Annotated in this window: 19 protein-coding genes; 17 read left to right on the top strand and 2 right to left on the bottom strand. The window is 68.3% G+C overall.

Annotation, left to right across the window (positions count from 1 at the left end; all coding sequences use genetic code 11):
• The first annotated feature begins 270 nt into the window (after positions 1-270).
• The 6 genes from ACFYY7_RS33950 to ACFYY7_RS33925 all read left to right on the top strand — a co-directional run bounded on the left by ACFYY7_RS33950 (position 271) and on the right by ACFYY7_RS33925 (position 8080).
• Positions 271-591: a hypothetical protein gene (locus ACFYY7_RS33950; RefSeq protein WP_388667673.1), complete on the top strand. Its 321-nt coding sequence runs from the start codon at positions 271-273 to the stop codon at positions 589-591.
• A gap of 546 nt (positions 592-1137) precedes the next feature.
• Entirely contained in the window at positions 1138-2367 is a 1230-nt protein-coding gene (locus tag ACFYY7_RS33945; protein WP_388667672.1) for a hypothetical protein, read from the top strand.
• On the top strand, positions 2354-2947 hold the full coding sequence (locus tag ACFYY7_RS33940) for a hypothetical protein (RefSeq protein WP_388667671.1): 594 nt from the start codon (positions 2354-2356) through the stop codon (positions 2945-2947). Before ACFYY7_RS33945 ends, ACFYY7_RS33940 begins: the two co-directional genes overlap by 14 nt.
• On the top strand, positions 2944-3603 hold the full coding sequence (locus ACFYY7_RS33935; protein WP_388667670.1) for a hypothetical protein: 660 nt from the start codon (positions 2944-2946) through the stop codon (positions 3601-3603). The genes ACFYY7_RS33940 and ACFYY7_RS33935 overlap by 4 nt, the downstream gene beginning before the upstream one ends.
• 56 nt (positions 3604-3659) lie before the next feature.
• Positions 3660-6716, top strand: a complete 3057-nt coding sequence (locus tag ACFYY7_RS33930; protein ID WP_388667669.1) for a hypothetical protein — start codon at positions 3660-3662, stop codon at positions 6714-6716.
• Positions 6716-8080: a hypothetical protein gene (locus ACFYY7_RS33925; protein ID WP_388667668.1), complete on the top strand. Its 1365-nt coding sequence runs from the start codon at positions 6716-6718 to the stop codon at positions 8078-8080. Before ACFYY7_RS33930 ends, ACFYY7_RS33925 begins: the two co-directional genes overlap by 1 nt.
• 135 nt (positions 8081-8215) lie before the next feature.
• Here ACFYY7_RS33925 and ACFYY7_RS33920 read toward each other — a convergent pair whose 3' ends face one another.
• Together ACFYY7_RS33920 and ACFYY7_RS33915 are read right to left on the bottom strand one after the other, a co-directional pair.
• Positions 8216-8491 (bottom strand): hypothetical protein, encoded by a 276-nt coding sequence (locus ACFYY7_RS33920; protein WP_388667667.1) that lies wholly within the window; start codon positions 8489-8491, stop codon positions 8216-8218.
• Positions 8492-9479: 988 nt separating this feature from the next.
• The gene (locus ACFYY7_RS33915; RefSeq protein ID WP_388667666.1) at positions 9480-10814 is read right to left on the bottom strand and encodes a helix-turn-helix domain-containing protein; all 1335 of its coding nucleotides are present in this window, start codon (positions 10812-10814) and stop codon (positions 9480-9482) included.
• Between the two features lie 475 nt (positions 10815-11289).
• Between ACFYY7_RS33915 and queC the strand changes: the two genes are divergently transcribed.
• From queC to ACFYY7_RS33860, 11 genes are read left to right on the top strand one after another with little or no spacing between them, the layout of a single operon-like run.
• Positions 11290-11970: a 7-cyano-7-deazaguanine synthase QueC gene (queC, locus tag ACFYY7_RS33910; protein WP_388667665.1), complete on the top strand. Its 681-nt coding sequence runs from the start codon at positions 11290-11292 to the stop codon at positions 11968-11970.
• Positions 11967-12656 (top strand): 6-pyruvoyl tetrahydropterin synthase family protein, encoded by a 690-nt coding sequence (locus ACFYY7_RS33905; RefSeq protein WP_388667664.1) that lies wholly within the window; start codon positions 11967-11969, stop codon positions 12654-12656. Before queC ends, ACFYY7_RS33905 begins: the two co-directional genes overlap by 4 nt.
• A complete protein-coding gene (locus tag ACFYY7_RS33900) occupies positions 12653-13369 on the top strand; it encodes a 7-carboxy-7-deazaguanine synthase QueE (protein ID WP_388667663.1) in 717 nt (238 codons plus the stop codon). Before ACFYY7_RS33905 ends, ACFYY7_RS33900 begins: the two co-directional genes overlap by 4 nt.
• Positions 13359-13808, top strand: coding sequence for a DUF6884 domain-containing protein (locus tag ACFYY7_RS33895; RefSeq protein WP_388667662.1), 450 nt, complete (start codon positions 13359-13361; stop codon positions 13806-13808). Before ACFYY7_RS33900 ends, ACFYY7_RS33895 begins: the two co-directional genes overlap by 11 nt.
• Positions 13805-14377, top strand: coding sequence for a phosphoribosyltransferase (locus ACFYY7_RS33890; RefSeq protein ID WP_388667661.1), 573 nt, complete (start codon positions 13805-13807; stop codon positions 14375-14377). The genes ACFYY7_RS33895 and ACFYY7_RS33890 overlap by 4 nt, the downstream gene beginning before the upstream one ends.
• Positions 14378-14425: 48 nt before the next feature.
• Positions 14426-15124 carry a PIG-L deacetylase family protein gene (locus ACFYY7_RS33885; protein ID WP_388667660.1) on the top strand — a complete coding sequence of 233 codons (699 nt, stop codon included), beginning with the start codon at positions 14426-14428 and terminating at the stop codon, positions 15122-15124.
• A complete protein-coding gene (locus ACFYY7_RS33880) occupies positions 15124-15831 on the top strand; it encodes a WbqC family protein (RefSeq protein ID WP_388667659.1) in 708 nt (235 codons plus the stop codon). Before ACFYY7_RS33885 ends, ACFYY7_RS33880 begins: the two co-directional genes overlap by 1 nt.
• A complete protein-coding gene (gene folE / locus ACFYY7_RS33875) occupies positions 15831-16433 on the top strand; it encodes a GTP cyclohydrolase I (protein WP_388667658.1) in 603 nt (200 codons plus the stop codon). The genes ACFYY7_RS33880 and folE overlap by 1 nt, the downstream gene beginning before the upstream one ends.
• Positions 16430-17122: a formylglycine-generating enzyme family protein gene (locus tag ACFYY7_RS33870; protein ID WP_388667657.1), complete on the top strand. Its 693-nt coding sequence runs from the start codon at positions 16430-16432 to the stop codon at positions 17120-17122. The genes folE and ACFYY7_RS33870 overlap by 4 nt, the downstream gene beginning before the upstream one ends.
• Positions 17119-18225, top strand: a complete 1107-nt coding sequence (locus ACFYY7_RS33865; RefSeq protein ID WP_388667656.1) for a glycosyltransferase family 4 protein — start codon at positions 17119-17121, stop codon at positions 18223-18225. Before ACFYY7_RS33870 ends, ACFYY7_RS33865 begins: the two co-directional genes overlap by 4 nt.
• On the top strand, positions 18222-19025 hold the full coding sequence (locus ACFYY7_RS33860; RefSeq protein ID WP_388667655.1) for a reverse transcriptase domain-containing protein: 804 nt from the start codon (positions 18222-18224) through the stop codon (positions 19023-19025). Before ACFYY7_RS33865 ends, ACFYY7_RS33860 begins: the two co-directional genes overlap by 4 nt.
• Positions 19026-19046: the final 21 nt, after the last annotated feature.

Genomic DNA, 19046 nt, shown 5'->3' with positions numbered 1-19046 from the left:
GCGCGACATCAGAGGTCTTCGTGCTCTGCGCGGATAGCCAGGTAGTAGCGGCCGTGGAATTGATCGGCCAGTTCCCCGGGCCCGGGCGGACGGACAGGGAGGGACGGCAGGGGGACTGTGGGACTCGCTGCCATGGTCACCGACGGTGCCGGGCTCGCCGGGCGGGGCCGCCCGGAACACCAGCGTTGCTGGTGAACTCTATGTTCGCGAGTCGCAGGTTGCGGAGGCCGCCGGTGCGCTGGAGGACAGCCTGCCCATCCGAGGGGACCGATGATCGATGACCGACGACAACGAACTGGGCTGGCGCATTCTCCGCGAGATCGAGGAGACCAGGAGTGGCGTGAGCAGAATCCCGCGCTCTTCTTCGCGGAGCTCTGCGAAGACATGTGGGGCACGACGCCCGACGACGAAGCCCTGGAAGTGTTCAAGATCCGGGCCAGAAACGCCGGTTGGTGGGCTTCCGATGTCGTCGACTGCGTGGAGAGGGTTGTGGCCGAGAAACCCGATTGGGCCGCCCGCACACTGGAGCACTCCGCCGACCTCTGGTTCGGCAGCCCGGCAGAGGAGACACCGAAGCCGTACCTTGATTGACTGGCCGAGCAGGCGGTCGAGCTGCGAAGCGTGTGCGAGGGACCTGCGTGACACCGCTGGAGTCGGCGAACGGGTCGCGGCCGACGGAGCGGAGAGGTATCTGGCCAGGGGCTGCGGCATGTCGTGTCTGGTGGCCGCGGCGGTGAGCGAACGGGCGAGGTGGTGGGTGAGGTTGGCCTCGTCCCAGTGGCGCGTGTAGTCGGCGATTGCCAGCATGGGCCCCATCGCGTACCCGGTCCAGCAGTGCGCGGTAGGCGGCCGGGTCCGGGTTGCGGGTGTCGGTGTCGGCTATCAGCACGATCTCGGCGGTGGCGATCTTCGGGCGTTGGGCTGCGGAAAGGAGATGCCGACGGCGCACCTGTGCCGACGAGCGTACAGAGCTCTTGTCGCGAACCCCCTATTAGGGGACAATGTCAATATCCTCTCTTTAACATCTCGAATGTGTCAGAAATGGGAACTTCGGACGTAGCTCAGTGCGATTCTGATTCGCCTGCGAATACCGAGAGCCTGCCCAGACATCTCAGCCCGAGCCAGCAGGCCCGAAACGTGCGTGCCTTCAGCGCGGTAGTAGCCAAATTCCGAGAAGCTCTCCTCGAGAGTCCAAAAGCTCTCTCATTCGCCCGCGACCTCGTCGGCGCGTTCGCCAGCAGCGAGACGTCCGGAGGGCCGACCAAGAACGAGGTGTGGACCCTGATCACGCAGAGGCATACACCGCAGTACGGGCAAGACTTTTTCGATTCCCGATGGGCAGTCTTTGAGTACTACGACGCGATCCAGCCCTATCTCGCGAAGAAGCATCAGCAGCGCTACGCCTTGCACCCAGCAGTCGGCCCAGCGACGCTCGTGCACGATCGGTTGCGCAGACACCGGGGAATCGACGAGTTGGTGGGGCTGCTCGACGAAACCCAGTCTCTCATCGGCCAGCCGACCCGTGACAGGACCAGGATCGAGTTCAACCTGCTGGACTGCCAGCAGATGCTGACCCTGTACGCCATCCACCTGGAACGCCTGGTCGCGGTGGCGAGCATCCGGGACCTGGCCGAGGAGCAGCGGGAGCACAATCACCCGGGGCTGAGCACGCGGGTGAAGCATCTCAATGAGGAGGTTTCCGGCTTCTTCCCGGGTGATCACGCGCTCGACCACCAAGCCGTGGCGCTGGTGTCAGCCGAACAGCGTTACCAGAAGGCGCTGACGGCGGCCGGTCAGCGCGTGATTGAGCAAGGCGGCCGGAGTCTGGACTTCGAGGTACTCAGCGCGGAGGAATACCTGGAAGCGGCGCGGCACGCGCCGCTGGCGCTGCTTAGCCAGTTCGGTGCTGACCTCGTCGTGGATCCTCCCTCCGTCTGGCTTGACGCCGGGGCGCTGATGGAGACGGTCGAGGACTTCGCGCCCCGTGTCAGGGTTCGAAGCCGGCCCCCGATGCCTCAGGTGGTGCAGGAGCCCGACCCCGTCAGGCGCATGGTCGAGGTGCGTGCCCGTGAGCGGAGCCGCCAGGAGCATCTTGCTGAGCGTGTACTGCTGGAAGGCGACGAGGCTGACCTCACGGATGAGCTGCGGCGTTCTCGCTGGCGCACCGCGGCCCGCCTGCTGGGCGATCTGATCGGGCTGGACGCGGATCCGTATGCGCCGTATCAGTTGCGGATCGCTATCGAGGTGATCGTCGACCGTATTGGATGGGTGACCTATCTCCACCCCGTCTACCTTTCCCGACAGGCTGGCGAACTTTATGGGCAGCCACTTCGCAGACGGGAGCACGGACATCATGACGCTGTCTGATCCTGCCTATTTTCTGACTTCGGCCCGGGCCCAGGGTTTCTGTGACCTGGCTGATGTTCCCGCGCAGACGGTCGAAGCCGCTCAACGCCTCGCGCTGGCCTGCGGTCGGCGGCTGGTCACGAGCGAGGGCCCCTTGCCGACGCCAGCCGCAGCCGAAGGCCAGCCTGGTGATCTTCGCCCTGGGCTGACACTGGGATGGTCGGTGACGCCTGTGCCTGAGGACTCCGCCTCATACCTGGTTCGGAGACTCAGCGCAACGCAATCGGTCACCTTCGCTGTCTGCCTCGGCGCCGCGTGGCCCGACGTCCGTCAGAACCCCTACCCCGGAGTGCGTTTCCGGCGCGCGGACGTCGTCGACACGCTGAGGGAGATCGGCGCAGATCCCCGAGCTGTCCATGCCGCGATCGACACAGACCTGCACCTGTTCCTGCTCATCTGTCACAAGGGCCGCTACCTGCGCTTGGGCCCTGCGGTTGCCGCCCTGCCCGACACATTCGCAGAGGCCCTGCGTCGCGTGCACGACCAGCTCCCCCGGCCACTTGAGTCCAGCGCCAAATGGTCAGAGGAGGAAGAGCCATGACCGGCGTCTTGTCAGACCGCGAGGAGACCCTTGTCCAGGCGGCGGTCGGAGCTGTGGAGATCTCAGAGGGCATCGTGCCGGGCGAGGCGTTCCCTGCCCTGTCCGACGACGCGTTGCGCGCCGTCGTCGCTCATCGCCTCAAGGACTCCGGCCGTGTTCTGCTCCCACGTGAACACCGTGGCGTTACGGGCTACACCAGCGGCTACGACGACGCCGCTGCTCACCGCATGGCCTCCAACGGCATCGGGATCCTCCCGGAGGCCGATCGTGCCGTGCTTGCCATCGCTCTGTTGCGCACCGTCGCGATTCCCAGGGCCGGTGGCCAGCATCGGTCCACGTCCTGGCTCAGCGACGGCCCAGGCACTTCAGCAGCGGAGATCCGTGCGAACACCGACGGCTACTTCACTCGCGACCATGTCAGATTCGCCGTGAGGCGACTCAAGGCGCGGCGCCTGTTGCGCTCGGGCTACCACGGACAACTCCTGCCCGGGCCCGCCCTGCTCCGCCTGACCGAGGCGCAGTCCACCAGGCTCTGGGAGGACCTGGTGCTGGTCACCCTGCCCGACTCGCTGTGGGCCGACATCATCCGCCGCCGACGTGAGCAAGCCATTCCTCCGGCATCGGAGGCCCAGCCGCCACAGGAGCCTGAACCATGACTACCATCCATGCTCCGCTCGTCGAGCCCACCAGCGAGCGAAAGATCGACCTGGGCGTGATCGGTGACCGCCAGCTGGTGTGCGTGCAGCTTTTCGACATCGCTCGCCACCCCTCGGCCGCGGTCGTCTTCGTACCCGGCTGCTTTGTCGCTGTCACCGGCAAGGGCCCCGAGGACTCCAACGAGTCCGGCAAGACGAGCTGGCTGGCCAGTGTGTCGCTCCTGCTCGGCGACCCAGAATGGCGCATGTACGGGCCCGGGCCGGCAGCCGTCGCACAGCTTCTGTTTGAACCGGACACTGCCGGTGTCCCGGCCCAGCGGTATCCTGCGGCAACCTTCGGTTTCATCGCGGGCGTCTTCGCGGACCCTGAGGATGTTCTGGCCTCCGCTCACACGGTCTGGATGCGGATCTCCTCCACCGCCCCCTACGTGCAGGTACGCCACGGTCCCGGCGTGCGCCTGGCCACTTCTCATGATGATGAGGAACGCCACCGCGCTGCACCTGGGATCTTCAAGTCGCTGCCGGGGCCGGCGCTGGGCGCCGTCCAGTACGCTGAGCGACTCTACGGTCCTGTTCCGCGGTGCCTGGCCTACCTCACATCCCGCGGTAAGCACCATGGCGGGCCCTCGCTCCTGAAACTGGAGACCGGCCAGTTCACACCGGCTGGCATCGGATCAGCGCTGATCGATCTGACGGGCCGAGCGCACCTGCTGGAGACCGACCAAGCCGTGCGCCGCGATCTGGCCCGGGAGACAGCGCAGCTCGCAGGGCTGGAGCACGAAAATGCGAACGCGCTCGCCCAGGAGGAGCAGGCTCTCCTCGCTATCGAGCAGCGAGACAAGGCGCGCCGGAACCTTTCCCAGGCACGGGACTTCTGGCGACTGCACTATGCCCGAGGTCTCCTCGATGTCCTCGACGAGCAGCACGAACTATCCGCCGCCGGCGAGAAGCTCCGGCCGATGCTCGCTGAAGCAGAGCGCGCCGTCAGCCGTGCCCGTGAGGATCTGGCCTCGCTGCAGGACACAAAGAAGGTCGACCAGGACTGGCGACATGCCGATGAGAAGTCCCAGCGCGCGGCCAATGAACTGGACGCGGCCCGCGACCGGGAGCGGCTCCTGAAGGTGGACATCGAAAGGACTCAGGAACAGATCCAAGAGGCAGAACGGGAAGCCGCCGGAGCGCACGGCAGCCTGGACGACGCCCGGCAAACCGCAGCAGAAACACGCATGGCCAGCATCGAATCCGAAGTACGGCGCACCGCAGCCGAGGACGCCCACACCAGTGCACTGCGCGACCTCGAACAGGCTGAGAAGGGCCACTACGGCCAGGCCGGACGCACCGTCGAGATACTCGCCGCAGCCGGCATCGACGCTGTCGGGCTGCTCGACGGCCTCGACATCCCGCCCAGCCAACGCTCCCGGTGGGAAGCCCGCCTCTCTCTGTATCGCGACGCGGTATGCATCGACGCGGAGCAGGCCGACCGCGCCACACACGAGCTTGCCGCATTCCCCGGCGCCGTCCTCGTCCTGCGCCACAAAGCCCCGTCAGCACGCTCCCCCGCCTTCGCACCGCCGCCCCTGCGCCCCTTCCTGCACGCCCTGGCCCAGCGCCTGCACAACACCACCGACCCATGCGCAGCGCTCGACGACGAACTCGGACTGCGCATCCTCGGCGGCTTCCCCCAACCGATCACCGGCCGTCAGGTCCTCCTCGAACACCTCCACTGCCTCGCCACCCAGGCCGAGGACACGCTGCGCACCACGGCCGAAGCCGTCCAACGAGCCCATGCAGCTCAGGCGGACGCCGACCTGAACGAAAGGCGACTCGAACACGCGCAGCGAGCCATCGAACTGCGTGCACGACGTCAAACCCTCGAAACCGAACTCACCGACATCGCGCCCCAGGTGCAGCGCCTACAGACAGCAGCCGTTGAGGCGGCACGGGTGAGAGAGGAGGCATTGGTGAAGCAGAGGATGCTGGTTCTGCAGCGCAAGGAGGCCACACGCCAGCGTGATGAAGCCAAATCTGCACAGAAAGAACTTCTCACGCGGGACGAGGAGCTGTCCCGTCAGCGTGCGGCGCTGAACATCGAGTACTGGACGGAACGGGCCGGAGGCCCCGACCAGGCTCGAGCCGCACTCCACCTGCCCTCAGACGGCCAACACCAGGCACCTGACGCACCGCAGCCCGAACGCCGAAGCGAGATCTCCCTCAGGGAGGTGGCAGGCCGCTACTTGCAGCAGGCCATAGCCGATCTGGGGATCGACCTGATCAGCGGGACAGGCGCCCCGAACCCGACCATCACACGGGCCGTGCAGGTTCGGGCAAACCAAGCCGACGAGGAAGGCAGCCGCCAGTTCGTCAGCGCCGAAGCCTTCGAACGGCCCGCCGACGCCATCCAGGACTGGCTCGACACACGGGCAGACAGCGACCGAGGCACCCGCTCCCGCGTCGCAGCCAACCGGGAGGAACGCGAAGTCGCTCTCGCCGCCGCCCAGCAGACCGTCGCCGACCTGAACCAGAGTGTGCGCGCCACGCAGGACAGCATCGCCCTCCGGCTCGACCAGGCACTCCAGGACATCGAAGACGCCCTCGACCGCCTCAACCGCGGAGCCGGCCTATACGGCGCCGAACTGCGGCGCACCCTCACTCCGCCTGCCACAGTCTCCGACATCTGGCGCTGCGAGATCACACCCCACTGGCGTCGCACACCCACCGGGCACATGCTCCCGTACAACAACATTACCAACGCCGCCCAGGAGAAACTGTTCTCCGTTCACCTCGTCCTCGCAGCGCTGCTCGCCTCACCCCACGCTCGTGGAAGAGTCCTCATCCTCGACGAACTCGGCGACGCCCTCGGCTACCACCACCGCCGTGAGGTGCTCGACGCGATCGCCGGTACCTCCGAGGAGTACGGCATCAGCGTGCTGGGGACCTGCCAGGATGCCCTTACCGACGACGCCGCCGACTTCTACGGTGGCCTGCTGTATTTCCACTATCCAAGCCACACCGAGGCGCTCAACACCGCTACCCGGACGTTCGGCTACGACGAGAACAACGAACGTGTCGAACTCACTCTCGACGCTCTTCTTGCAGGACGGACCCTGTGGTGATGGCCGCAGTCCTTCAGCCCCACCACGGGCCGGTGATGCATCTGGCAGGAACTCCAACTGGCCTGCTCGCCCGCACCGTTCAACGCACCCGGCGCGACAGCTCCGGAACCCGGCACATCGTCCTCCAGCGAGGCAGATTCCTCCGTGACAGGCACGTAGATCTCCTGGCCAGCACACCCTTCAACCCAGCCGCCCTAGAAGCCGCCCTGAGCGAGGGCCGCAGAGGAGACCGCAGTTTCATTCTCGGCGCCTCCACGCGGACATGGAGCGCTGTCAAAGCACGCTTCGCCGAAAGCGCCTGGCCCCGGGCCATCGACCTCGCACGCGCCGGCGCCATCACTGTGCGCTGCGAGGTCACCGACGACCTCGCCCTCGGTGCCCCCATCCGCTGGCACCTCACGACCGCAGGACATGGTCAGGCACGTCTGTACCGCGAGGGTCGCACAGCCAACCGCCAGCACAGCACCACCACACTGCAGCGTGCCCGCTACAAAATCAAAGACCTCGACGAGCTCCCCGACGGCATAGACGCCGACGACCTCCGACGACTTGACGAGGCCCTCATACGGGAGCTGGACCGGGCCGTCCCCGCACCGAAACGCAGCGCCATCCTCGCCGCACTGGCCCATGACATCGGAGCCGGACAACGTCATACCAGCCCTCGGGCCTTCTCGCTCGCGCACACACGCAGCACCAAAACATGGGATGACGCGATCCGGATCCTCCGTGAATCAGGCGTTCCCAGTGCCCTGGCCTGGGCGGTCGGTCTACGCGGCCAAAGCCGCCTGGGACTTGCGGGTCCCATCACGGCCCTCGCCGGCGGTCACCACAGACCCCTCGACGGCCTCGGAGTCGTTCTTCTGCCAGCGGCCACCGCTGACCTTCGGCTCGACCTGCACAGCAGAAACCTGATCTTCGTCGAGAATCTGCAAGCCGCGGAGGCCCTGAACGAGGTGCTCTCCCCGAGCGGCCAACCACCCGCAATCCTGTATCACGCCGGGATGCCGAGCCATGACATCCTCAAGCACATCACCGCCCTCGCCGACCAAGCAGAAGGTGTAGCCATCGCCCCAGACGCAGACCTCGGCGGAACCCGGATCGCCACCGCTATCTGGAACTCGCTCACCAAAAGCGCTCAGAAACGAACCGCAATCTGCGACATCGGGATGACCCCGACGCACACGCCGCAAGAACCCTGGCCCCCCGACAGCCCCATATGGGCAGACCTCCGAACAATGCTGTCCAGCCCAGCCGCGGCTCTCGCCAAAGGCTGCCTCACCCGCGGGTACCCAGTCGAGCAAGAAGGGTGCATCGTCGAAGCCATGATCGCCTATCTCGCCACGGAACCTGCGGCCCAGGACTGAACATCAGCCCGCTTCCGACGATTCAGAAGTCTGCAGAACACTGTCGGCCGGGGGCGGCACCGCGCGCGGGCACTGCTTCACGCTCGCATTGGCCCGCGCCTATGCCAGGGCCGGTCGGGCGAGCGGCCTGCGCTGCTACACCTCGTCGTCCGCGGCCGTAACACCCGCCCCGGTCAGGCGCACCAGGTCCTCCACGAACGCGGGGTAGCTGGTGGCCACGGAGTCCCTCCCGGTGATGAGCGTTTCGCCCTCGGTGGCCGCTGCCGCAACGGCGGCCGCCATCGCGAGCCGGTGGTCTCCGTGACCCCCGACGTCCGAGGCCGTCGTCTCCGAGGCCGCGTAGGCCGATGGCGCGTCAGCGCTGAAGGCCAGCGCCGCAGCGAAGACCGCAGACAGAAGTGATGCGCGCACAGGACTTTTTGAAGATGGAGGAGCAACTGACAGCCGAGATCCTGCTGATCATTTACAGCCATTCAGGGAGTATCCTTCCCGTTCGGTCAGATCACCCGGTCGGCGCGGAAGGCCTGGCCCGCTGACGCCCAGCCAGGAGGGCGTGCTGCGGCCGTGAGTTGATGCAGGTCTACCAACCCCCGGCATCAGTGAGATCACTGGCCTGCGTCTCCTCGCCGTTGTCACGACGTCACGTACATGCCCTTCGGCGACAGCGAGGTGGGCAACGCCCGGCGTTCGCCCGTGCCCCGGTCGCCGGCTACGACCGGGACATCTGGGAGGGCGCGGTCTGCACCGCCAGGAGCGCAGGCATGGATGAGTCCGTTAGCGTGCATGCTTAGCGAACGCTTCATGGAGATTAAGCACATAGACGAGTACGCAGCCGCGTTCGAGGAGCCATGGCCGGGGCGGAACGGCTTGGAGGTTGTGACCGCGGCCTACCCCTCGATCACCGTCGACGGTTGGGGCCAAGAGGGGTGGGTCTATTTCCTTCCCGGAGGTCAGGACGGTCCCCTCTATGAGGTCGGAGGGATCGTAGTGGTGGGCGCAAGCGGGTCGCTTCCCGGTACGCGTGTGCAGGGACGGGGTGACCCGCGCGGAGTGGAACGTCATCCAGGAGCCATTCACGTATGGCCAGCAGATGGACTTCGACCAGTTCATGCGCCTCGTCAACGAGAACTGATCGAGCGGGTGCCTGGCCACTGCGGACTTCCCGCTGGTCAGGACAACCTGCGCGCAGCGCTGCTCACCTTCGTCCCGTTCGGACGGTTCGATGAGGTGATCCGAACCGAGGCGATCGTCGCCACCAGGCCATAACCCGGCGTGCTCGTCAACGAAGCCGTCGCGAACTCATGGGGACCAAGCCGCGTCACCGGCATCGTGGCGGGCATGCAGGCATACGTGGAAGGACGTCCCTATCGCGGGTCTCAGAACTGTCAGCCGGAATTCCTCAGGAAGCAAGGGCGCCTGTGCGTACTGCGAACTCCCGCAACCCGGGCAGGCTGCCTGGTGTGTACAGGAGGTCTGCGGTGAGCGTGCGGAGTGCGGGGCGCCGGACTTCTTCGGGTGCGGTGCGTTCGATGGCTCGCAGTGCGCTGAAAGTGCGGCGCCCGTCGCCGAGCTGGTGCCACATGCGGGCGGTATCGGTGAGGTAACGCGCGACTCTCTCGGTGTTGGCTAGCTGTGCCGGTACGACACGCTGTGCGTAGGGAACGGCGTCGTCGGGCGTTCCGAGGGCTGTCAGGCTGCTGATCCGGTACATCGCGACCTCGGCGGGGCTGGCCGAGATGGTGAACAGGCCGGCTGGCTTCCCGTTTTGAGTTCCGGGAATGCGGTTGGCGGTCTCTTCCGCTTCCTGGAGCAGGGCGAGCGCGGTGCTGCGTTGGCCTCCGGAGGCCGCGGTGTAGGCGGCTGTCATGAGGAGGCAGACACGGGCGGCGAGCGTGTCCGTCTGCGGTTGTCCCTTCTCTGCGGTCAGCGAGGTTGCGGTCCTGGCGAGGAAGTCGACGGCGGCGGAGGTGCGTCCGGCGCGGCGCATGGTGATGGCCAGGACGCGTGCGGCGTCGCTGAGGGGGCATGGGTCGCCGCTGTCCCGGGCGGCGGAGAGTGCGCGGTCAGCGGTTGCCCAGGCGGCCTCGGAGTGTTGCTTGACGGCGAGTTCGGTGGCCAGGACGTAGGAGCGGGCGACAGCGGCCTGTGCGCGTTCCCGGGCTCGGCCGGTGGCTGCGTCCCGGGTCGCTTCCGCAGTAGCGATGAGGTGGGGCAGGGCGCTACCCAGTGCGCTGTAGCGGGCGCCGGAGAACAGCCGGCGGGCGGTTGCGAGTCCGGTGGCGAGTTCGCTGAGGCTGGTCGGCCGTCCGGGCACCGGCTCGAACAGGGACCGCTCCATGGCTGCGGCCGGGTTGGCGGCCACCGGTGCTGCGGCAGCGGCCCCGGAACCGCTGCCCGCGATCAGGCCGGCGCCGATTCCCAGCGCACCAGCCATGAGTTCACGACGTCGCACATCGGCCTCCTGCTCCCGCTCGGATGCAGCCACTGTATCGGCCGTGGGCGTGGCGGCGAGCGCATGGTGGCGCGTGGGGCTGTCGGCGTCGGCTGCGTCGTTACCCAGGCCCAGGCGGGCGAGCGGGATGCCCAGGCCCTCGGCGATCCGCGTCAGGACTTCGACGCTCTGTACCTGTCGCACGCCGCGCTCGATCGCGCTGATGTCGGACTGGGCGAGCCCGACGAGGGCGCCCACAGCGGTCTGGCTGGCGCCTGTGTACTGCCGGAAATGCTTGATCACGGCTGAAAGATCGCGTTGAGCGAGGGCGCGGTGAACGTTCTTGCGATCCCACAGATCGGCCGGAACAGCTAACGGGGAACGGATGCGCACGGTGGTCTCCCCCTCATATTGGGGCTGCGGCATGAGGTTTCCTCAGCGTAGAGGCACCATGCCCCCTTGTCAGGGCTTTGGCGCGGGCGCCAGAGGACCGTCCTATAGGGCCGTTGGCTGGGTTTCACGGTCACTTCCTTTCAGTCTGTGAGTGCACAGCGAGTCCCGCGGCGGCCGATGACCGTCCGGGTTCGGAGCTCTCGGCACCAAACCGTGCGTCCCATCCCGGGGTTAGTGCCCGGGAGCACCTCCAACACCGCGGCACGGCCATCGGGCTCCTCCCTGTACGCACACCCCAGGTCCAGATAATCCACTGCCCCGGACACGGTTCGGGGGACCTCGGAAGGGCACACCCATGCCTTCTACTGCCTTACCGCGTCACGCGGTGCTCATCTTCTCCGGCGGCTTGGACAGCGCCGTGACGGCCTACGAGCTCCGCGACGAGGGCGTCAGCATGAGCCTGATCTCCTTCAACTACGGGCAGCGTCACGTCAAGGAACTGGTCCACGCCGCCAACCTGGCCGATCAGCTCGACGCGGCCCACGACATCGTGGACTTGACGTCGCTGGGCCGGATTCTGAGCGGATCCGCCCTGACCGACCCGGCCGTCCCGGTGCCGCACGGGCACTACCGCGCCGAGACCATGCGCAGCACGGTCGTCCCGAATCGCAACGCGATCATGCTGGAGATCGCGGCCGGCTCGGCAGTCGCCCGCGGGGCCGATGCTGTTGCCTTCGGCGCGCACTCCGGGGACCACGCGATCTACCCGGACTGCCGACCGGAGTTCTTCACCCTCCTCCAGGCATCCATCAGGGCCGGGAACGAAGGACACATCGCCCCCGGCTTCCGGCTCGTCGCCCCGTTCCTGGATCACACCAAGACCGACATCGTGCGCGAGGGCGCACGCCTCGGTGTGCCGTTCGAGCTGACCTGGTCGTGCTACGAGGGCGGCGATGTGCACTGCGGTGCCTGTGGAACTTGCGTCGAGCGCCGGGAGGCGTTCGACGAGGCCGGGGTGGCCGACCCCACCGTCTACGCGTCGACGCCGAAGGGAACAGTCCAGTGACCCGCTCCCAGCCTCTCTTCCGGATCGGGAAGAGATTCCGCTTCGAGGCCACGCGTCAGCTGACCGACGGCGACTTCGACGGCCACTCGTTCACCGTGGAAGCAGTGCTGTCCTCCTCGGTGCTCAGCCCGGTGGGCTTCGTCGCCGACTTCGGCGACCTGGCCCCCCTCGACAAGTACGTCAATAGGGCTCTGGATCACCAGCTCATCAACGACTCGGTCAAGGACGTCTCCGACGAGGGGATCGCCGAACACCTCGTTGTCTGGGCACGCGAGAACCTGCCGCCCGACGTCGCGTCTGTCCTGGAATCGGTCCGCGTGCAGACCGGGAGGCCGCAGGCCCCACCGTCGGACGCGTCCATCGCCTTCGGGGCGTCGCACCAGCTGCACGGACTGCGCAAAGGTCACCCGTGCGGGAATCTGCACGGCCACTCCTACGTGCTGAGTGTGCCCGCCTCCGACGTCCCCCGGCTCGGGGACGTCCTTGTGCTGCTGCGCAATCACCTGCACAGCGCCGTGAACGGCAGGGTTCTGAACGAGGTGATCCCCGGGTTGAACCCGACCTCGGAAAATCTCGCCCGGCACTTCTCGCAGTGGCTTGCGGACAGGGCGCCAGAAGGCGGCGTGCGCGCGCGGGTCTCGGAGACGGAAACCAGCTGGGCCGAGTACGCGGACGGGTCCGCGTGAGCACGCTGCCGCGCACCGGTTCACGGATCCGGGTGTCCGAGAAGTTCGGCAGCACGGTCCAGGGTGAGGGCTCCAGCACCGGGGTGCCCGCCTGTTTCATCCGGCTCGCGCTGTGCAACCTCGCCTGTCCCGCGTGCGACACCCCTTACACGTGGGACACCACCCGGTACGACCTACGTGCAGAGGCTCATTACGAAAGTGTCGAGGAGCTCCTGGCGTGGGCTCTGGACCAGCCCGAGGATCTCGTGGTTGTCACCGGCGGCGAGCCGCTCATCCAGATGGCCGGCCTGACCGCACTGGTCCAGGGACTGCGGGCGGCCGGGCGGATGGTGGAGATCGAGACCAACGGCACCATCGCCCCGTCCCAGGACCTGGTGGCAGCCGGACCGTACTTCAACGTGTCGCCCAAGCTGCCCCGGTTCGGCCAGGGCATGCCGGAGACCCGACGGCTCGTCCCCGACGCCCTGCGTGCCTTCGTCGCCACCGGAAGGGCGCGCTTCAAGTTCGTCGTCTCCGAGCCCGGCGAGGTGGCGGAGGTCGCCGCGCTGGAAGCGGCCTACGCACTGACCGACATCTCGGTGATGCCGGAGGGCACGGACCTCGAGACCATCCTCGCGGGGATGCGTGCCCTGGAAGAGGCTGTGCGGACACGGGGCTACCGGCTCGGCACCCGCCTGCATGTGCTGCTGTGGGGTGACGAGCGTGGCCGCTGAACAAGCTGCTGGCAACGGGCTCGTGGTTGTGGCGTGCTGCAAGGAGAAGCGCGTCACCTCCAGCCCCGTTCCCGCGCTCGACCTGTACGAAGGGTGGGTCGTCCCGCTGGTCCGGGACCGGGTTGCCGCAGGCAGCACCGAGCGGAACCGGGTTCTGGTGCTGTCGGCCCGGTACGGGCTCGTCACCGCCGATACCCCCGTCTCCACGTACGAGCAGCCCATGACCGAGGAGCGGGCAAGCGCCCTGAGCTGGACTGCGCCAGGGGTACTGCGCCGGCATCTGGCGCGGTTCCCCTCCACCGAGGCCCTGTTGCTGATGGAACCGCGGTACGCCCGAGTACTGGGCCCGGTGCCGGTAGCGCGGGCTCGCCTGATCACCGATCCGATGGGCCGCCACGGCGATATCCAAGCCGTTCTCGACTCCTGGAGCTGGCCATGACCGAGCGTGTCTTCGAGAACTGCCGTATCTGGCGGCTCACTCACGACAGTTTCCTCTCCGCTGCGTGCCTGATCGCCGACAAGGAAGCCGTGGACGCACCAGCGGCCGTTGTCGGGATCGCCCGCGGCGGGGTCCGTCTCGCTGAGATCGTCGCCGAGCAGCTCGGCGTCCCTGCCGTCGTCGTACGTGCCCGGCACAACGTGAGCGAGGGAATCCAGCAGGCTGCCACCGGCCGGGTTCTCCTCGATGACGACCGCAACAGTGAGGCGGTCGCCGTGCTGGCCGCCGGAGCCCCGCTGCTGGTCGTCGATGACATCTGCGGCTCGGGGGCGACTCTGCGCGCGGTCAAGGACATGCTCACCCTCGCGGTGCGCCCGGCCAGGATCCGCGCCGCCGTGCTCTGCCGCAACAAGGGCTCCGACTTCCCGCTCGACAGCTGGGGTTGGGATGTCGCCGACTGGGTGCACTTCCCCTGGGAGCCCGAGCCGGAATCCGGCCGATTCTGCGAACTCCTGCCCCCGCTCACCAGCTTGCGGGGCCCTTCGATGCCCTTCCCGCCCCGCGTCTGAACAGTCCTCACGCCCGTTCCCCTTCTTCGGATCAAGAGGAGGCAGGCCATGTTCGGCCTGAACCCCGGCGACCGCGTCCTGGCCGTCGCCCCGCACCCCGACGACGAGACCCTCGGAGCCGGAGGCACCATCGCCCGGCTGACCGCCGCAGGGCTCGACGTACACGTCCTGGCCGTGGCGTGTCTGACCCAGCCCCGCTGGGGAACCTCCACCGACAGCCGGCTGCGGTACGAGGAGTTCCACGCGGCCTGCGACGTTCTCGGCGTCAGCGGCCGCACCATCGTCTGGAGCGACGACAGCCGCGCCACCAACCTCGCCGGACACAGCGCGGATCTGGTCCGCCTCATCGAGGCCGGACGGGACCTGTCCCTGACGGCGCTGAAGCCGGCCGCGCTCCTCATCCCGGCGGCCGGATCCGTGCACCAGGACCACCAGGTCGTCCACCAGGCCGCCTACGCGGCGGCCCGGCCCAGTGGCTCCCTGCGGCACTGGCCGCGGATGGTCCTCGGCTTCCACGGCCCGGAGGACCACGCCTGGAGCCCGGCACCGCCACGCGCCACCGTCTGGGTGGATGTCACCAGCACCGCGGCCGTGAAAGACAAAGCCTTGGCCTGCTACGCCCGAGAGCTGCGCGATCACGACCACCCTCGGTCCCTGGAGCGGATCCGGGCGATCGACTCCATGACCGGTGCCGGGTGCGGCACCGAGCGGGCCGAGGCGTTCGTGGCCTACCGGATGGCCTACTGATGGACGGACACGTGCTGGTCGCCCACCAGCCGGCCTATCTTCCCTGGCCCGGCTACTTCTCCCGCCTGATCGGGGCCGGGGAACTGGTCCTGCTCGATCACGTCCAGTTCGCCGAGCGCGGCTGGCAGAACCGCAACCACATCCGCGGCAACGCTGGGCCGGTCCGGCTGACCGTGCCGGTGCGACGCCACTTCGGCCAGAGCCTCGCGAACACCCGGATTGCCGACGGCTCCTGGGCCGGGCGGCACTGGCGCAGTCTCGCCCAGACCTACGCCCGCGCCCCGTACTGGCCCGAGCTCCGCCAGACCCTCGAGGCCGTCTACCGCACGCCGTGGACCCATCTCGCAGGCCTGAACGAGGCCCTGTTGCGGGTGATGCTCGACGCGTTCGGGCTGCCCTTGCCGATGGTCCGCACCAGCGAGCTCGCCCCGGCCGGGCGGCAGACCGACATGCTGATTGACCTCTGCCGCACGCGGAGCGCGACGCGCCTGCGCGTGGGAACCGGCGCACCGGCCTACCTGGATTTCGGCCGCCTGGCCGAACACGCCATCACTGTCGAGGTCGCCACCTACTCCCACCCCGAGTACGGCATCGCACCCGGATGGCGCCCCGGCCTGAGCGCCCTGGATCTGCTCCTGCACGAGGGCCCGAATGCTCTCTCCGTTCTCCGTGCTGGCGCACGGACCGAGACGAAAGTCTTCGCCTGATGACGAGCCCGATCAATCCGTTGCTGCGCCCGCGAGTGGATGTCGAACAGGTTGCCGGCCTCTACCGGCAGCTGCTCCTGGCTGTGGGAGAGGACCCCGAGCGCGAGGGCCTCCGGGGTACCCCGGAGCGAGTTGCCCGCTGGTGGCAGGAGTTCTTCGACCACGACCCGGGCCGCACGGACACCGTCTTCCAAGAGGAACTGTCCGCAGGCACCGACCGGATCGTCATCGGGCGGGGGATCGTCGCCTGGAGCCTGTGTGAGCATCATCTGATCCCCATGAGGCTGGTGTTGACGATCGGCTACCGGCCCTGCGGGAGCGTGCTGGGCCTGTCGAAGTTCGCCCGGATCGTCTCCGCCCACACGCACCGCCTCCAGCTGCAGGAGCGGATCGTGGACGGCGTCGCCGCGGATGTTGCCAAGGCGACCGGATCCGCCGATGTCGGGGTGGTCGCCGACGGCGAGCACCTGTGCATGAGTATGCGGGGCGTGCGCCAGGACCAAGCCCGCACCCTGAACCACAACTTCAGCGGCGCGTTCGCCGACGGTGGAGCCCCTGGGCACCAGTTGCTCGCCATCGTCGCCGGGGCCGGGCTCCGGTGAGTGGCGGTCGGGCGCCCGAACAGGGCCGTCTTTCGCTGGAGGCAAGTCCGCGTGTGCTGGTGAGCGGACCGGTTCTTCCTCCGGGGAACGTGCCTGCTGCCCGGGACATCTCCACCTTAGCGGCCCGGCTCGATCCCGTGGAGTGGATCCGGATATCCGGCGGCCGGGTTCCGGACGGCGAGTGGCACCCCTCCCAGGAGGTGGCTCACTTGTGGTGGGCTGCGACACCGCTGTGCGTGGACGGGCTGCCGGTCACTGGGCTGGCACTGGTCCATGCTGCGCAGCTGGCAGACATGTTCGGCGCAAGGGTTCCGACGTCGGCCGAATGGGAGTGGATGGCTGCGGGAGGCGGCCGCCGCTTCCCCTGGGGCCGGCAGGTGCCCGGTCCCGGGCATGCCAATCTGCGGGGTTTCGGCCCGGGAAGACCCACGCAGGTTCGGGCCCACCCCGCCGGCCGCACCCCGGACGGCATCTGGGACGTGGCCGGCAACGTGTGGGAGTGGACATCAGCGCCGTGGCGCCGCGACCGTGTCGCACTGCTTCGGGGCGGTTCCTACAACTCCCTGGTCCAGTACGCCGAGTGCGCCCACGCCAACGACATCCCGCCCGACATCTCCTCACCGGGAATCGGGCTGCGGCCCGTCCGTGACACCGCCCCCACCCCGCCGACCAGTGGAGCCACCCCATGAACATCGCTCTTGTCCTGCTGACGCACAACCCGGACGAGCCCGCCGGGATCGAACGCTCCATCGCCGCGCTCGCTGCCGGCCTGCGTGAGCTCGGGCACCGCAGCCTGATCATCGCCGCTGGCCCGGCCGCCGCCGACGACGGCGAGGATCTGCTCCGCCTGCGCAGCCTGACGCTGCCCCGCCCGGCGCTGGAGGACGACCTCACCAGGCTCCTCGCCGATCCCGCACCCGTGCAGAACGAAATCCGCCGGCTCCTGGGCCGGCGCGAGGTGGACCTGGTGTGCTGGGTGGACGCGGTGTGGGGGCTGGGATACCTCAGCCCCGCGCCCGCCGGCACGGCGACCGCGCTGATGGTGCACGTCCCGCGCACCGATGCCGCCCTCTACCGGAGCCTGGACCACCAGCCGGGCCGGGTGCTGACGGTCAGTGCCTTCATGATCGAGGAACTGGCCCGCGAAGGCGTGGACACCAGCACATGGGCCGTGGTCCCCAACGCCCTCATGCACGTAGTGGCCCCGCCGTCGCCGTCCGCGCGTGAAGCGCTGCGCGTGCGCGGCCCGGTGCGGATCGTGGCCCGGGCCGAGCCGCACAAGGGCATCGCAGAACTGTTGAGGGCCCATCCGGCTGGTCTGGGCAGGCCGGTGCAGATCGTGCTGGCCGAGGCCGGGTTCGAATACTGGCCGGGCATGCAGAACGACGTGGTCACCGAATGCCGGGAGCTGGCCGCCGGCCTCCCCGGGGTCGAGATCCTCCCTGCTCTGCCCTGGCAGGAGGTTCCGGGCTTCCTCGCGGAAGCGGCCGCCACCATCGTCTCCTCGACCAGCCCGGAAACGTTCGGAAACGTCGCCGCGGAGGCCCTGTCCGTGAGTACCCCGGTCGTCGGCTACGGGCTCGGTCACCTGCCCGCGCTCACCGGCCCGGCCGGGCGAATGACCGCCCTGGAGGACGGTCCCGGTGTGCTGTGGCAGGGCCTCACGGACCTGCTCTGCAACCAAGCTGCCTATCACGCAGCCTCCCAGCACGGCCCGCACCAGGTCGCGGACCACGCCCCGGCGGCTGTGGCCAAGGCCTTCCTCGCCGCCACCACCGGAGCCTCGCAGTGACCAGCCACACGGCCGCGCACTCGCTGATGCGCCAGACCGCCGACGAACGCGCCCTCAAACGGGCCGCCCGCCAGTGCATGGGCCGCACCGGCTCCCCGGGCGCCGACGGCATGACCTGGAAGACCTTCCGCCGTGACATGCCAGCCCGCATCGCCGCACTCTCCACGGCGCTGGCCGACGGAACATGGCAGCCCGGCCCGCTACGCACCGAGGAGTTCGACGCCTGGGGCAAGCACCACACCATCACCATTCCCACCGTCACCGACCGGATCGTCCACCGGGCACTGCGCAATGCGATCGAGCCCGTCCTGGAACGGGACGCCTACCCGCCCTGGATGTTCGGCTGGCACCGGCGGGCCGGGCGTCCCCTCGCGGTCGCAGCCGCCGCCCGCCACCTGGCCGCCGGCCTCATCTGGGTCGCCGACATCGACGTCGCGGCGGCCACCAGAGGCGTCGCCCTGGAGGACGCGGTCACCTCCGTTGCCCGCTTCGTCCACGACGGCAGCGTGCTGGCGCTGCTGCGGCGCATCCTGGACGCGCTGCCGGACCCGCTCGCGCCGGGCAGCGGCCTGAGCCCGATGCTGACCAACCTCCGGATGACCCCGGTCGACCAGCAGCTGGCCGGGCAAACCGCGGTGCGGATGACGGACAACTACACGCTGTTCGCTCCCACCGAGCCCGAGGCCGAGCTCGCCTACCAGCATCTGGTCGGCCTGCTCGCCCAACACGGCATGGCACCAGCACCGGCGAAGTCGAAGATCTGGCGCCCGAACCCGGAAGACCTCTACGCAGCCGGCTGACCCTGACACCAAGGGAGACAC

The sequence above is a fragment of the Streptomyces sp. NPDC001933 genome, from assembly GCF_042890955.1.
Classification (GTDB): Bacteria; Actinomycetota; Actinomycetes; order Streptomycetales; family Streptomycetaceae; genus Streptomyces.
The sequence above is the reverse complement of the archived record's forward strand: the minus strand, read 5'-3'. Positions and strand labels throughout refer to the sequence as shown.

Excerpts from the sequence above, each read along its gene's own strand:
- folE (WP_388667658.1), top strand. The coding sequence starts at position 15,831 with ATGACGAGCCCGATCAATCCGTTGCTGCGCCCGCGAGTGGATGTCGAA.
- ACFYY7_RS33890 (WP_388667661.1), top strand. The coding sequence starts at position 13,805 with ATGACCGAGCGTGTCTTCGAGAACTGCCGTATCTGGCGGCTCACTCAC.
- ACFYY7_RS33925 (WP_388667668.1), top strand. The coding sequence starts at position 6,716 with ATGGCCGCAGTCCTTCAGCCCCACCACGGGCCGGTGATGCATCTGGCA.
- ACFYY7_RS33935 (WP_388667670.1), top strand. The coding sequence starts at position 2,944 with ATGACCGGCGTCTTGTCAGACCGCGAGGAGACCCTTGTCCAGGCGGCG.
- ACFYY7_RS33885 (WP_388667660.1), top strand. The coding sequence starts at position 14,426 with ATGTTCGGCCTGAACCCCGGCGACCGCGTCCTGGCCGTCGCCCCGCAC.
- ACFYY7_RS33940 (WP_388667671.1), top strand. The coding sequence starts at position 2,354 with ATGACGCTGTCTGATCCTGCCTATTTTCTGACTTCGGCCCGGGCCCAG.
- ACFYY7_RS33880 (WP_388667659.1), top strand. The coding sequence starts at position 15,124 with ATGGACGGACACGTGCTGGTCGCCCACCAGCCGGCCTATCTTCCCTGG.
- ACFYY7_RS33950 (WP_388667673.1), top strand. The coding sequence starts at position 271 with ATGATCGATGACCGACGACAACGAACTGGGCTGGCGCATTCTCCGCGA.
- ACFYY7_RS33865 (WP_388667656.1), top strand. The coding sequence starts at position 17,119 with ATGAACATCGCTCTTGTCCTGCTGACGCACAACCCGGACGAGCCCGCC.